The organism is Enterococcus sp. CWB-B31, assembly GCF_020567645.1.
In the GTDB taxonomy this organism is placed as follows: Bacteria; Bacillota; Bacilli; order Lactobacillales; family Enterococcaceae; genus Enterococcus_L.
Map to the genome: position 1 here is coordinate 99,043 of NZ_JAJDJW010000008.1, position 15,146 is coordinate 114,188.

Genomic DNA, 15,146 nt, shown 5'->3' on the forward strand with positions numbered 1-15,146 from the left:
ATAATAAATAAGGAGGTTCAGCATGGCAAATGCGTATGCGAAAGCCGGAGTAGATGTAGAGGCTGGATACGAAGTAGTCGAAAGAATTAAGAAACATGTTAAGCGAACAGAGCGTCTCGGTGTTATGGGAGCTTTAGGAGGCTTTGGCGGGTGCTTTGATTTGAGCAGTGTGGAAGTGAAGGAACCAGTTTTAATTTCGGGAACAGATGGTGTGGGAACCAAGCTGATGCTGGCCATTCAGGCTGATAAACATGATACGATCGGGATTGATTGTGTAGCAATGTGTGTGAACGATATTGCAGCTCAGGGTGCAGAGCCTCTTTATTTTCTTGATTATATAGCAACAGGTAAAAATGTACCGGAGCGTTTGGAAAAAGTTGTCGCAGGTGTCGCAGAAGGGTGTGTTCAATCCGGTGCTGCTCTCATCGGCGGTGAAACAGCTGAAATGCCTGGCATGTACAATGAAAATGATTATGATCTTGCCGGCTTTACGGTGGGAGTTGCTGAGAAAAGCCAGTTAATCACTGGTGACCGAATCAAAGAAGGAGATGTGTTGTTGGGACTGCCATCCAGCGGCATCCACTCAAACGGCTATTCGCTAGTTCGAAAAATATTTTTTGAAATGAATGATTTTAAACTGACGGATCACCTTCCTGAATTAGAGGGAAAAGAGCTGGTAGAAGAACTACTGATGCCGACAAAAATATATGTGAAAACACTTCTGCCTCTTATAAAAGAACAGCTGCTTAACGGGATAGCACATGTCACTGGCGGTGGTTTTGTGGAAAACATTCCAAGAATGCTGCCAAAGAATACTGCGGCGTCCGTTGAATTAGGAAGCTGGCCGGTTTTACCGATTTTTACTCTAATGGAAAAATATGGGAAGATTCCGCCTATGGAAATGTATGAGATTTTTAATATGGGAATCGGTATGGTTTTAGCTGTTTCTCCGAAAAATCTGAATAGTGTTCAAAAAATTCTCGCTGATCTTGGGGAGGAAAGTTATACTATTGGTAAAGTAGTTGAAAGAAAAGAGCCGGAAAAGACTATTCTTTTTACTGAGGTGAGCCGATGAGAATTGCTGTTTTTGCTTCAGGAAGCGGAAGCAACTTTCAAGCCATCGCTGAGTCTGTTCAAGCAGGAAAAATTGATGGAGAAATTGTTTTGCTGTTTTCCGACCAAAAGGATGCAAAGGTGCTTGAAAGAGCCGAAAAATTGGGCATACCAAGTGCTTCTTTTTCTCCTAAAGATTTTTCATCCAAAGGGATTTATGAAGCAGAGCTGCTGCATTTATTAGAAGAAAAAGAAGTTGAGTTAATTGTTCTTGCAGGGTACATGAGATTGATTGGGCCTGTATTGCTGGAAGCATATCCGGAAAAGATAATTAATATTCATCCTTCATTATTGCCCTTGTTTCCGGGACTCCATGGAATTAGAGATGCTTTTGAAGCTAAGGTGGAAGAAACAGGAGTAACCATTCATTTTATAGATAAAGGGATCGATACCGGACCTGTCATAGTGCAGGAAAAAGTTGCAATTCATTCAGACGATACATTGGAAGGTCTTGAAGAAAAGATTCATAAGGTAGAGCATCGACTTTATCCAATTGTCATTCAAAAGATAATTAAAGAAAAGAAGGAGCGATAGACTGCATGACAACAAAGCGAGCATTAATCAGTGTTTCAGATAAGACAGGTGTAGCAGATTTTGCCAGGAAGCTGACAGAATTGGGGATAGAAATCATTTCAACAGGTGGAACGAAAGTGATGCTGGAGCAAGAAGGCATTTCAACGATTGGCATAGAAGAAGTTACGGATTTTCCGGAAATGATGGACGGAAGAGTAAAAACACTTCATCCTAAAATCCACGGAGGACTGCTTGGTCGTCGTGATCTGCCCGATCATATGGCAGCTATGACTGAGCATAACATTCAGCCGATTGATATTGTTTGCGTAAACCTGTACCCATTCAAAGAAACAATCTTGAAGCCGGATGTTTCTGTTGCTGAAGCAATTGAAAATATTGATATCGGCGGTCCAAGTATGCTGAGAAGTGCAGCAAAGAATCATCAGTTTGTCACTGTTGTAGTAGACCCGAAGGATTACAGTACTGTCTTGGAAGAGCTGCAAAGCCAAAGGGAAACAACCTTTGAAACACGGCAAAAGCTCGCAGCGAAAGTTTTTCGTCATACTGCGGCATATGATGCGCTTATTGGTACGTATCTAACAGATTTAGTGGGAGAATCCGAACCGGAAACACTGACATTTACGTATGAATTGAAGCAGCCTCTGCGGTATGGAGAAAATAGTCATCAGCAGGCAGCCTTTTATCAGGATGCACTGCCTGTTCCATTTTCAATTGCCAGTGCGAAACAGCTGCATGGAAAAGAGCTTTCTTACAATAATATTAAGGATGGCGACGCAGCAATTCGTATAGCCAGAGAATTTGATCAGCCCGCTGTTGTTGCTGTTAAGCATATGAATCCATGTGGGATAGGGATAGGTGAAGATATCTTTTCTGCCTATAATAATGCCTATGCTGCAGATCCAGTATCAATTTTCGGTGGTATTATTGTGTTAAATCGGGAAGTTGATCAAGCCACAGCGGAAAAAATGCATGAATTATTTTTAGAGATTATTATTGCTCCCGGCTTCTCAGATGAAGCCTTTGCGATTTTATCAAAGAAAAAGAATTTACGCCTCATGACTTTGGACTTTACGCATAAAGACGAGGCCCATGATGATGAAAAAGTAACTGTTTTAGGTGGCTTGCTCATTCAAAATCAGGATGTTGTAAAAGAAGATCCTGAGGAATGGAAAGTTGTGACAAAACGTCAGCCGACAGCTCAAGAGATGACGGCAATGGCATTTGCCTGGAAAGCTGTGAAGCATGTCAAGAGCAATGCGATTGTTTTGGCGAATGATCATCAGACTGTGGGGATTGGCGCAGGACAGATGAATCGTGTAGGTTCTGTCCAAATTGCTATCGAGCAGGCAGGTGAAAAAGTATCTGATGCAGTATTGGCAAGTGATGCATATTTCCCAATGGGAGACAGTGTGGAATATGCAGCAAAGCATGGAATTAAAGCAATTGTACAGCCGGGCGGCAGTATCAGGGATCAGGAATCAATTGATATGGCGGATAAATATGGCATTGCAATGGTCTTTACAGATGTCAGGCATTTCAGACACTGATTAACAAGGGAGGATATCATGGGCTTAAAAATATTAGTGATCGGCAGCGGTGGCAGAGAGCATGTCATCGCACAAAAATTTATGCAAAGTTCGCTGGTGGATAGTGTTTTCTGCGCTAAAGGAAATCCCGGGATGAAAAAGGATGGGATTCAGTTGGTGGATCTGAAGGAAGACGATCATTCAGGACTGATTGACTTTGCTGAGAAGAAAAAGATTGACTGGACGTTTGTCGGTCCGGAAGTTCCTTTATTGAACGGGATTGTAGATGACTTTAAAGCAGCAGGACAGAAGATTTTTGGTCCTGATAAAGCAGCAGCAATGATCGAAGGCTCCAAAGACTTTGCAAAAGACCTGATGAATAAGTATGATATTCCAACAGCAGGACACCAGACTTTTTTTGATTTTGACCAGGCGAAAGCCTATGTTGAAGAAAAAGGCGCACCAATTGTGATTAAGGCAGATGGACTGGCTGCAGGCAAGGGCGTTGTCGTTGCTGAAACAGTAGAAGAAGCGGCAGATGCTTTGCATGATATGCTTGAGGACAATCGCTTTGGAGAGAGCGGCGCAAAAGTGGTCGTTGAAGATTTTCTTGCTGGTGAAGAATACTCATTGCTGGCTTTTGTCAGAGGAGAAGAAGTTTATCCAATGACTGTCGCACAGGACCATAAGAGGGTATTTGAAAAGGATCTTGGACCTAATACTGGTGGGATGGGGGCGTACAGCCCGGTTCCGCAAATCAGTGAAGAATTAATCAGTGAGTCAATTGAAAAAGTCTTAAAGCCTGCTGCCAAAGGAATGGTCAGCGACGGTTGTCCATTTACAGGCATTTTATATGCCGGATTGATAGCAACGGCGGATGGACCAAAAGTAATTGAATTTAATGCACGCTTTGGCGATCCGGAAACACAGGTTGTTTTGCAAAGACTGGAGAGTGATCTTGTTCAAATTATTGATGATCTCCTTAATGAGCGGACACCCGATATTCATTGGAAAACGAGCGGTTTTAGCTTGGGTGTTGTTGTCGCTGCAGAGGGATATCCGGGTGATTATGAAAAAGGCATCCAATTGCCAGAGTTTTCATTGCTTGATGGTCAGCGAATTTATTACGCTGGAGTGGATGAAAAAGCTCAACAATTGGTTTCTTCAGGAGGACGTGTGTATCTGGTTGAAGCAGAGGGAGACACGCTGGAAGAAGCACAAAAAAAGGTCTACGAACTGCTCGATTCAGTAGATACTGCGGGTACCTTTTATCGTCATGATATAGGCAGTAAGGCGTTGAGATAGAGAACATTTCAACTGAAATAAGAGGATAACGTTAAAAACATCGATATATCAATGTTTTCAAGAGATGCCAAGAAATTGGTACCTCTTATTTTTTTGAAAATAGAGAACACTTTATAAAATAATATTTTTTTAGAAGTGAAAGGAGCACTCTGAGAAAGAATTGGTCGCTCTTCGAAAGCGAAATCAGCAGCTGGAAATAGAGAATGATATTTTAAAGCAAGCGGCGCTGATATTTGGATGAAAAGACAAGTAATTAATGCTAATAAGCACAAATACTCCATATCAGCGATATGCAAACTCTCCCATATTTCTTGGCAATCCTATTATTACAAATCGAAAAACACCCTTGTTAATCGGAGCTTCAAAAGGCCGTCACCGAAGAATTTGAGAATAGCCGAAGGAATTATGGTACGCACAAAATCAAAGTCGCTCTCGCTCGCCGAGGGATAATTGCAAACCGAATAAAAATTGGAAATATCATGAAGATACGCGACTTGAAGTCCAATTATACCAAGGCGAAATTTCGCAATCCTACCACTTCAGTCAACCAATCAACGATTGCGAATCACTTAAATAGAGAATGCTCGAATCGTGAATCATTAGAGGTCTATGATACGATTGATTCTAGCATTAGGAAATGTGCCAACAGTTTGGTTTGTATCTACTCTAACCATGATGGCAGCCTGTAAGTTTCATTGGTTCTCTGCAGCGGAAATTGTAGAGGCCTTTTTTGTACAGAAGATATATTTCATTGCTTCAACGTGTAAAAACTCCTTTCTACCAATAATTAGTTAAACTAGACACTCGAGATCTCTTTATTCAAATGAATGAGTAGTTTCATCCTAAAATTAAAAAATGTTATTTCACAAAATTATTTAACCAAAGAATGATTATTTTATCAAAAATAAATAATTATATTGACTTTTACTAGTTTTTTTATAATTATAGAAATATGCAGTACCTATGAAGACTACTGTATAGTAAAAAAATAGAAGGAGGGGAGAAAATGAAAAAGAAGTATATTTGGGTATGTCTAGTGTTTGTTGTTCTTTTAAGTGCCTGTGCACCAAAAAAGGCAGGGGACATTGAGACAAAGATTTTTAATTTGGAATCTGATTTTAAGGAGAATTATCAGCTTTGGGTGGATATGAAGGCCGATGGCAGTATTCAGTACAAAGAATATGTAACAGATTTAAAATCAGTCGCAACAAAATTCAATTCTATTGGGGATAAAGCAAAATTATCAAGCTACAAAAAACTGTTGTCAGAAGAAGACCAAACGATTTATGAAACCTATCGTTTATTGAGTAAAGACATTAAGAGCATGGCGACAGCGATTCACAAGAAAAATTATGAAGAAGCAGATAAAATTTATCAAGGAATTTTGGACACAGAAGAAAATTTGAAGGAGTAGAAAATGAAAAAGAAAAATTGGAGAAAAGTGGTAATTTTTTCTATTGTGTTTTTCCAGTTTGGGGCAGTGGTTCCTTGGGGATTGGTACCGGCATTTGCGGAAGAAGTGCTTCCGTCAGAATCGACGGCGAGTCATCCTCCTTTAACCGAAGGGGATAAAGTAACAAAGGATGAGCTTCCACAAGATGTACAGGATAAATTGGAACAGGCGCAACAGTCAGAAGAGTCACCAGAAGCTGATTCTTCAACTGAGACTGGAAACAATGGGGTATCAGATGAAATTTCAGAAAAATTTGAAAATTCAGAACGATCCACAGTAGAGGAAATAAAAGAAAATGCGCTTCAAGCAGGGAAGGAAGAGGTTCTGGAAGATCGTAGCGATTATTCAAAGACCTTTATCCATCCTGAGACAGGTGAAGGTGAGACGATCCTATTTACTCGTCCGATCCATGAGCAAGACGAGCAAGGCAACTGGCAGGAAATAACGACGGCGTTTGTTGAGGAAGCAGAAGCTATCACGGGTACAGGAGATGTACCAGTGGTTGTTCCGAAAACAGTGACGACAGAAACACCGGTTCAGATCAGGGATGAAAAAGAGGCTGTGGAAATCGTTCTGCCAAAGGAATCCTATGAGGTCTCTACAGTAAAGGAAGACCGTATTTTATTAGCTTCAGATAAAGAGACGGAGCCGGTAGAAATCGCGATGCACGATGGTTTGGTTGAGTTCTTGCAATATGTAGACGCAGATTCAGCGCTTCAAACTATTCGTTACCAGCTACAGTTATCTGAAGGAAAAACAGCGAAGGAAGAGAAGGAGAAAGGAATCATTGGGATTTATGAACAGGAGCAGTTGACTGAGGTTATTCCGCTGCCAATGCTGCTAAATCTGGACAATGATCTAATCGCACCTTTGAACTATACCTTTGATGAAGAAACGGCAACTATTCAGGTGACTGAAATCAAAGAGGCACAAGTACAACAGGCAAAACAGGCAAAAATTTCACTGCAGGTGATGCCATTAACAAAGGTCACTGTCAATGGTGTTGACTCTACAAGTATTCGTCAATATGACGATAAAATGAGCTATGCCTTTCAGCCGTATATGATGATCGGTTATGACAATGGCTACAGCTCCGGCGATGATGGTGCGGGTCATTTTCAGACCTATGGTGTACTGAAAATTCCTAATCAGAAATTTAAAGAAATCAGCAAGCAGCATGAAATCATGTCTGCTACACTGAAAATGAAGCGTGTCGGTGATCCCGGCTTTTGGGGTGATACTGCAAAAGATGGCAATGGTAAAGTCGTCACTCGATTTTTTGAAGCTGCTGGAATAACAAAAGATGTTGGTGCTTTCTCTTCTTTGAGCTATGACAAGTTCATCAGACAACTGGGCAGCCCCTACGGTCCACCAGCTTATGAAGATGGGAAAGAAACAAAAATGGCAGGGATCGATACCAATAACCGTTGGGTCGATTTCGATATTACGACATTGGCGAATGATTGGAAAAATGGGCTAGACAATCATGGGGTATTGGTGAAAAACAACAAGATGTCGGCGCATGAAATGCCGTATTCACAGGCAGAATTGTTTGGTGGAAAAGGCTGGACAGGTGGAGAGCCATATGTTGTTTTAGAGCATCGTGAAAAACCACCGATCGACAAGAATATGCCCCTGGATCAAACAACCTTGAAACTACGACCATTCGTCCGTAGCGACAATGATGGGCTAGTACAGTTCACGGCGCTTGGGCTTGATGGAATCGGACGTCCGGAAGCAGAAATCACGTATCGTTTAAAAGACAAAAACGATAGCAACAAAGTGATTTATACCGGAACAGAGCCATCGATCGGTCGAGATTATCTATACCCGAATTATCCGGTTTTATTTAAGGATGCGCAACGGTATCTGGATTTGTCCAGCAACTGGCAAACCAAGGAATTATTGACCACTGTATTGAAAGAAAATCATCTCTATCAGGCAGAAGCGACTGTTACGTACAATAAAAACGGGAAAAATGATAAAGCGGAAAAAACCTATGACAACTTCCAATTGTATAAAGTCTCCAGTCAGGACACCTTGTCTCGACTACTGGCCTTTTATGGATTAGAAAAAAATCGAGCCAGCTTCATGAGAGATAACAATATGAAGGATGAGATGCTGACACAAGGAAATGTTGTGTTTATCCGCAACCCGAAAAAGAATGCCGGAAAAGCGTATACGCCAAAACCTTTGACAGATGCAGAAAAGATCCGATTGGATTCTCTATCTATGGGACGTGGGAAGCACTGCCAGTTCAACTTTGAACCGATCAATATCGGCAGCGGAAATCTTTTGTACGAGATGACGGACGGTACGTGGTATGACAATGAAGTAGAAGAGCGATTTACCAGAACGTATAATGCAATGGGCGAAGGACAGGATAGTCCAATCGGACGAAATTGGACCTTGAATCAGCTGCTTAGTTTGAATCAACTGGCAGATAAAAGCATGATGCTGACACTGGATGACGGCGGCAAGGTCTTTTTCACTCGGAAAGATAATGGCAGTTATATAGTTGAAGGTGCGTTGCCTTACGAACTAAGCAAGGTAATGGAGACTGTAGATGAAGTGGAAAAACGGACATTTGTTTTGAAGGATACACAGAAAAAATGGACGTATACTTTTGATGCGACAGGCCAGATCCGTTCGATCCAGACGAGCAATGGCATGAAGAAAGAGTACAGCTACGATAGCGAAACAGGCTTCTTAAAGGAAATCAAACTATTTAACGGGAAGAAGCTGCAATTCAAATGGGATGGCAATGCACATTTATCAGAAGTTACTTTCCCGGATGGAACCAAGAACCAGTACTCCTACAGCGAAGCGGGAGACTTAATTAAGGTCGTTGACGCATCAGGTAAGAAATTTACCTATGGCTATGATGATCAGCACCGCATGCTGAGCTATGCTGGCGATGACGGTAAAACGATTTATGCCAATGAATATGACAAAGAAAACCGTGTGATCAAACAAACCGATGCCGAAGGAAATGTCGTAACACTTTCTTATGGTAAAGGAACAACCACGACAATTGATGGTAACGGCAATAAAACGATCACTACGTACAATGACCATTATCAACCAACAAAAATCGAATATGCAGATGGTACGACTGAAACGAGTAGCTACAATGATCAGTACCAGTTGATGGCGTTTACCGATCGAGATGGTCAAAAAACGACGTACAGTTATGATGAAAAAGGCAATCTGACCAGCACCAGCTATTCAGATGGAACGAAAGAAACAACGACTTACAACGAATGGAGTCAACCGCTTGTTGAGACGGATCGTCAAGGCAATACCATTCAGTATAGCTATGACGCTAAAGGAAATGAGCTCTCGCTGACCGATCAAAACGGACACACGACTCATTTTGAATACAACGCATCAGGTGAGAAAATCAAAGCAACCAACGCTTTGGGCCAAGTGACGAGCTATACCTATGAAAATGGAAACTTGACGAGCGAGACAGATGCTTCCGGATTGATCCGAAGCTATACCTATGATGCGCGTGGACTTTTGTTAACGGAAACAGATGGGAATGGCAAAACAAAATCCTATGAGCGTAATGCACGTGGTGAGCTGACAAAAGAAAGCAACTTCAATGGACAATTTAAGACCTACACCTATGATAGTGAAGGCAATCAAACCAGCGAAACCGATTTTAATGGCAACAAAACAAGCTATAGCTACAATGCGATCGGGCAAGTCATCAGCGAGACTAATGCTGTCGGAGGGATGAAAACCTTCAGCTATGACGGCAACGGCAATGTAATTACTGAAAGCGACTATCTCGGCAATTTGAAGAAGATGTCTTACAATGCTTTGAATCAACGAACGGAAATAGAGTTTCCCGACGGCACGAAAGCAAAATATCAGTATGATAAATCCGGAAATGTCACAAAGGAAATTATGCCAAATGGGAAGACGACGACCTATACGTATGATGTGAACAACTTTGTAGCAACAGAAAAAGACAGCCTTGGACATATCACGACCTATGAACGAACAGCCAATGGCTCACCGACTAAAATCATCTTTGCGAATCAGACGACGGAAGAGTATACGTACGATGCATCCGGCAATCTGCTGACGAAAAAGGACAAGGGTGGAAAAATAACGACCTATACCTATAATCAGCAGCACCAGCCGATTTCAGTCAAAGATGGCGATAGAGAAACAAAACAGTCCTTTGACAGTCGGAGCAATCGAACAGAAGAAACGAATGCACTGGGTCAAAAGACGGGCATCACCTACGATGCCGGAGGGTTTGTAAAAGAAAGTATTGCAGCAGATGGCACAAAAACGTTATACGAATCAGATGGCGAAGGCAATGTGCTGAAAATTACGGAAGCCAATGGCGCGGTCTATCAATTTGCTTATGATGGCAATGGCAATAAGGTCAAGGAAGTAGGACCGGATAAGACAGAAACCTTGTATACCTACAATGCCTTAAACCTGCTGGAAACCCAAGTATGGGCAACAGGAGCAATTGAACAGTACAAGTATGATAAGAATGGCAGCCTGATCGAAAAAACAGATCCAATGGGCAACCGTACGACATACGGCTATACCAAAACCAATGAAATCAAAACGATGACTGATGCTCTAGGAAATAAAACTTCCTTTGCCTATGATGAAGGCGGCAATGTAGCGAGTCTGACCGATTCTTTGGGTAGAGTCACGACCTATGTCTATAATAAAGCCGATCAGCTAGTGGAAGAAACCACGCCGATGGGTGTTGTGACCAAGTATTCATACGATAAAATGGGTAATCTTATTAAAGTCTCCGACAGTACAAAACAGGAAGAAACGTATTCTTATGATGTGATGGGACAGTTATTGTGTGTGACAGATAGTCAGAAGAGACAAGAGACATATGCTTACAATGCGTATGGAGAGCTGATTGCTGAAACAGATATCGCCGGAAATAAAACCTCCTATGGCTATGATGCACTTGGTCAGCTGATCCAAACGACGAGTCCTCAGGGAACGATTGAAGCAAACACTTATGACAGCCGTAATCAGCTGATAGCAGTCCAAAAACATAACGGCGGAAGTGTCGGCTATGAGTACGATAACGTTGGAAATCTGATCAAAGAAATCAATAATGGAAAAGATACGAAATCCTATCAGTACAATTTGAATCGGCAAATGATCCAGTTGACCGATGAAAACAATGGACAAACCAGCTTCGTTTACGATGCGTTAGGCAGAGTCATCGAAACCAAAGATGCACAAGGTTCTGTCAGCAAGCAGAGCTATGATGCTAATGGTAACATCACGAAGGAAATAGATGCTCAGGGCAATGAAACAACACATGGCTATGATGCGTTAGATCGTTTGGTGGAAACAGTCGATGCTAAAGGCTTCAAGCAAGTCTTCACGTATGACAGTGCCGGACGAAAAATAACGGAGAGTGATTTTAAAGGGAATTTGACGAAATATGGGTACGATGCTGGCAATAATTTAGTTGAAACCATCGATCCGCTTAATCGTAAAACCAGCTACACGTATGACCTACGCAATCAATTGACGAACATCACAGATGCTGCCGGAGCAAAAACCAGCTATACGTATAATGATGATGGGACCTTGGCGAGTGAAATCAATGCGAAGGGCTATGAAAAACTGTATGCTTATGACAAGTTCTCTCAATTAACGGAGATTTCTGATGCGATTCATAAGCAGCCGTTAAACACGTATACGTATGATCGATTTGGCCAGTTAACGAAAGAAGTAAAGGCCGGCACACAGGAAACGAGCTATGCCTATGATAAAACAGGCCGTATGACTCGTATGACCTATCCGAATAAAACGAGTATTCAGTACGAATATGATTTATTGGATCGTGTGCAAAACATGATCGATATTCGCGGCAACAAGACAGCCTTTGTTTATGATGGCTTAGGCAACGTGAAGGAAATGATCGCACCAAACGATGCGCATACGACTTATACGTATGATAAGAACGGAAATCTACTAAAAGAAACAGATCCGCTCGAATTTGCGACCAGCTTTGCGTATAATAAAAACAATCAGTTGATTCAAACCACCGACGCAACAGGAGCTGTGACGAAGCAAACGATCGACAGCAGAAATCAAGTGTCCGGCATTACAGATGCGCGCGGGAACAAGCAAACATTTGCGTATGACGGCAACGGCAATCAGACGAAAATCACTGATGCGAAAGAGCAGAGTCAGGTCTTTACCTATGATAAAGTCAACCGTTTAACAGGAATGACCAACCGCTTGGAAAAAACGACCACTTATGCGTATGATGCTCAGGACAATCTGACAACTATTACCGATGCCAACAATGGGCAGACCAAGCTAGAATACACACCAGTAGGAGAGCTGGAAAGTCTGATCAGTGCAAATGGGAAAAAAGAAACCTATAGCTATCGATTGGATGGACAGTTATCTGAAAATACCAAAGCAGACGGGGCAACGATCGCTTACAGCTATGATGAATTAAACCGTATGGTTGGGAAACAGATGAACAATCAGGATTTTGTCTTTAATTATGACGAGAGTGATCAGCTGACAGAAGCGGCTCTTACGACCACCTTTGATTTTAGTGAAATAGAAGAGCAGGCATTCAAGGATCAACTGCCGACAGGTCATACGCTCAACTTTGAGCGAAATGAATTTGGCGACTTGACGAAGGCTGTGACCAACACAGGAGAAGAAGTGGGCTATGCTTACGATGCTTTTGGCCGTCGTACAGAGATCCACTATCCAAATGGTACAAAAACAGCGTATGAATACGACAAGAAAAACCAATTGACCAAAGTCAAGGATGCAGCAGGGGAAACGACATATCGCTACGACGGACTTGGACAAATTTTGGAAATCCAATATGCGAACGGCACGAAATCCATGTATAGCTATCTGGCAACCGGGGAAATCAGTGAAGCAGTCACGCTTGATATCCATGGTCAGGAACAATCCAAGCAAACTTATGCGTATGATGAAAACGGCAATCTTATCAATGAAACACTCAAGTATCCGAAGTTCTCGCTGGAGAAAGCCTATGAGTACGACAAAGAAGATCAACTGATCAAAGCGACGGAGAAAGAAAGCAAGACGACCAGAGTCACCTACTATATTTACGACAATGTAGGGAATCGGGTAGGTGTAAGACAAGAAGTCAATGGCAAGTCTAAGGGCGCACAGGAATGGACGCACAATGCGGACAATCAGTTGGAAGAAATCACCGGTGACAAAGGTGCTGTTTACGAATATGATGCAAACGGTCATGTGAGTAAAAAACAAAGTACTTCCGGGGAAGTGACCAGCTATGTCTATGATGCAGAAGGACGTTTGATTCAAGAAAGCAGTACGTGGGGCAAACAGCTATTCTATTATTACGATGCTTTAGGTAATCGTGTGTCTAAAACGACCGGAACAGAAAACGACCGCAAGTTGAAGACAGATATGATGGAATGGATGAAGGGCACGGATAGAGAAGCACAGCTGCGTTTAAGCAGCAGCGATGTTACGTTGAAGGATGCGTTAACAGCAAAATTCTCACTATTCTGCCTGCCAATGAAAGATCGAACTTGGCGGATCGATCATGAAGCGAAGCGTCGAGAAGTCAAAGAAGAAAAAATGAAAAAAGCATTGGATAAGGATCACACGATCGAAATGATCCAGTATATCAATGACTATACGCAGGAGTATGTCAGTCCCTTACAAATGACAACGACTTCCTACGACCAACGAATCAAAACGACTGAGGAAGCTACACTGTTTTATGATGATCGAGGAACCGCGATCGGAGACGATCTGGATAATTATCATCAAGACGGTTTGGGAAGCAACATCACTCAGACGGAGAAAGCAACTGGCAGATTGTATTCCAGCAACCTGTATCAGGAATTCGGTCGCAGTGAACGACGAATCGACAACCAAGCAGGCTACCGCAGTCAGTACCATGACAACTGGAAGCAGCAGCACCTGCGTGCCAGAGAATATGATACAACCACTGGTCGCTTCACTCAGCAAGACACCGTACTTGGTCAGCAGGATAAACCAGTGACTCAGAACAAATACACGTACGCCAATAATAATCCGTTCATGTATCGTGACGATGCCGGACGTTGGGGTTGGATCAGTAAAGCCGTTAATGCAGCGAAGAATGTGGCGAAGAAAGTTGTAAATACGGTGAAAAAAGTTGTGAAGACAGTTGTTAATACGGTGAAAAAAGTCGTTAACACCGTTGTCAATACGGTTCGGCGAGTGGTAAATACAGTTTCGCGAGCTGTAAGTCAGGCAGTCAGCTATGGCAGCAGTGCGGTTCGAACGGTTCAGCAAACCTATAATGCGGCAGTTAGCTACGCCTCGCAGGGGGTTCGATATGTCAGCAATCAAGTCAATCACTATGCTGGACAAGCCACACAGTGGGTCGCAACGAAAGCCCAACAAGCCCAAATCGCCTATCAACAGGCACGTGAGTATGCGATTCAAGTTGCCCAAGAAACACGTGTGAAAGCAGAAGCACGGATTCGTAAAATGTGTGAAGGTGCAAGCACGTTGTGGAAAGGTGCAAGTACAGCGATTTCTAATGTAGGCAAAACAGTTGGCGGAGTTATTTCAGATTTCGGTAAGGGTGCAGTAGCAGGAGTCATCAACTCACTGGCTAATTCCAATCCGGGCAAAGCAATAGCAGAAGCAATTACAGGGGAAGCTATCCATGCAGATTTAAGCGGAGGCAACAACAGTTTAGCTTACAATGTAGGAGAATTCACTTCTTCATTGGTGACTGGTGTAGGTGGCACCTTACTTGTGACAGGCGGAGGAGCCTTATTTACAGGAAGTGGAGCAGGAACTGTTCTATCAGGGGGTTCATCATCACCGGTGACTGTACCGGGAATGGCAGCAGGAGCTACACTGGTTGTAGCAGGAGGTTCAATCTCTATTGGTGCAGGAGTAAATGCCATTGAAGCCGGACAAAATGTCATTCAAAACATTGTTGGTGGAGATGGTGGTGGGGATTTCGAAGAGCCTACCAATATAAAAATGGCTAAAGACAATTACTTGAAAAGAAATGGATTTGATGCCCATGAAGTAAAAGCAGATGCTTTAGGAACAACTAAAAATCTTGCTCAATATGACATCTATATTGATAAAGATACTGGACAGTTGTGGGTATATAGGAAAGGTGGACAAGGTGAAGGAATTCCTACAGGAGAATATATTAAATAAAG

General features: G+C 42.4%; 6 protein-coding genes and 1 pseudogene. All 7 read left to right on the forward strand.

The window, feature by feature from the left end; translation table 11 throughout:
• Positions 1–22 precede the first annotated feature (22 nt).
• The 7 genes and pseudogenes from purM (at position 23) to LI954_RS09220 (ending at position 15,144) form a co-directional block, all read left to right on the forward strand.
• A complete protein-coding gene (gene purM, locus LI954_RS09195) occupies positions 23–1,075 on the forward strand; it encodes a phosphoribosylformylglycinamidine cyclo-ligase (protein WP_229444313.1) in 1,053 nt (350 codons plus the stop codon).
• Positions 1,072–1,647, forward strand: a complete 576-nt coding sequence (gene purN / locus LI954_RS09200; protein WP_229444314.1) for a phosphoribosylglycinamide formyltransferase — start codon at positions 1,072–1,074, stop codon at positions 1,645–1,647. Before purM ends, purN begins: the two co-directional genes overlap by 4 nt.
• A 5-nt stretch (positions 1,648–1,652) precedes the next feature.
• On the forward strand, positions 1,653–3,194 hold the full coding sequence (gene purH, locus LI954_RS09205; RefSeq protein ID WP_229444315.1) for a bifunctional phosphoribosylaminoimidazolecarboxamide formyltransferase/IMP cyclohydrolase: 1,542 nt from the start codon (positions 1,653–1,655) through the stop codon (positions 3,192–3,194).
• An 18-nt stretch (positions 3,195–3,212) separates the two neighbouring features.
• Positions 3,213–4,478 (forward strand): phosphoribosylamine--glycine ligase, encoded by a 1,266-nt coding sequence (gene purD, locus LI954_RS09210; protein ID WP_229444316.1) that lies wholly within the window; start codon positions 3,213–3,215, stop codon positions 4,476–4,478.
• Positions 4,479–4,629: 151 nt separating this feature from the next.
• Positions 4,630–4,984 (forward strand): annotated as a pseudogene (locus LI954_RS16345) (IS3 family transposase); the annotation flags it as partial.
• A gap of 500 nt (positions 4,985–5,484) precedes the next feature.
• Positions 5,485–5,892, forward strand: coding sequence for a hypothetical protein (locus tag LI954_RS09215; protein ID WP_229444317.1), 408 nt, complete (start codon positions 5,485–5,487; stop codon positions 5,890–5,892).
• A 3-nt stretch (positions 5,893–5,895) separates the two neighbouring features.
• Entirely contained in the window at positions 5,896–15,144 is a 9,249-nt protein-coding gene (locus LI954_RS09220) for a polymorphic toxin type 33 domain-containing protein (RefSeq protein WP_229444318.1), read from the forward strand.
• The last annotated feature ends 2 nt before the right edge of the window (positions 15,145–15,146 follow it).

Excerpts from the sequence above, each read along its gene's own strand:
- purD (WP_229444316.1), top strand. The coding sequence starts at position 3,213 with ATGGGCTTAAAAATATTAGTGATCGGCAGCGGTGGCAGAGAGCATGTC.
- LI954_RS09215 (WP_229444317.1), top strand. The coding sequence starts at position 5,485 with ATGAAAAAGAAGTATATTTGGGTATGTCTAGTGTTTGTTGTTCTTTTA.
- LI954_RS09220 (WP_229444318.1), top strand. The coding sequence starts at position 5,896 with ATGAAAAAGAAAAATTGGAGAAAAGTGGTAATTTTTTCTATTGTGTTT.
- purN (WP_229444314.1), top strand. The coding sequence starts at position 1,072 with ATGAGAATTGCTGTTTTTGCTTCAGGAAGCGGAAGCAACTTTCAAGCC.
- purH (WP_229444315.1), top strand. The coding sequence starts at position 1,653 with ATGACAACAAAGCGAGCATTAATCAGTGTTTCAGATAAGACAGGTGTA.
- purM (WP_229444313.1), top strand. The coding sequence starts at position 23 with ATGGCAAATGCGTATGCGAAAGCCGGAGTAGATGTAGAGGCTGGATAC.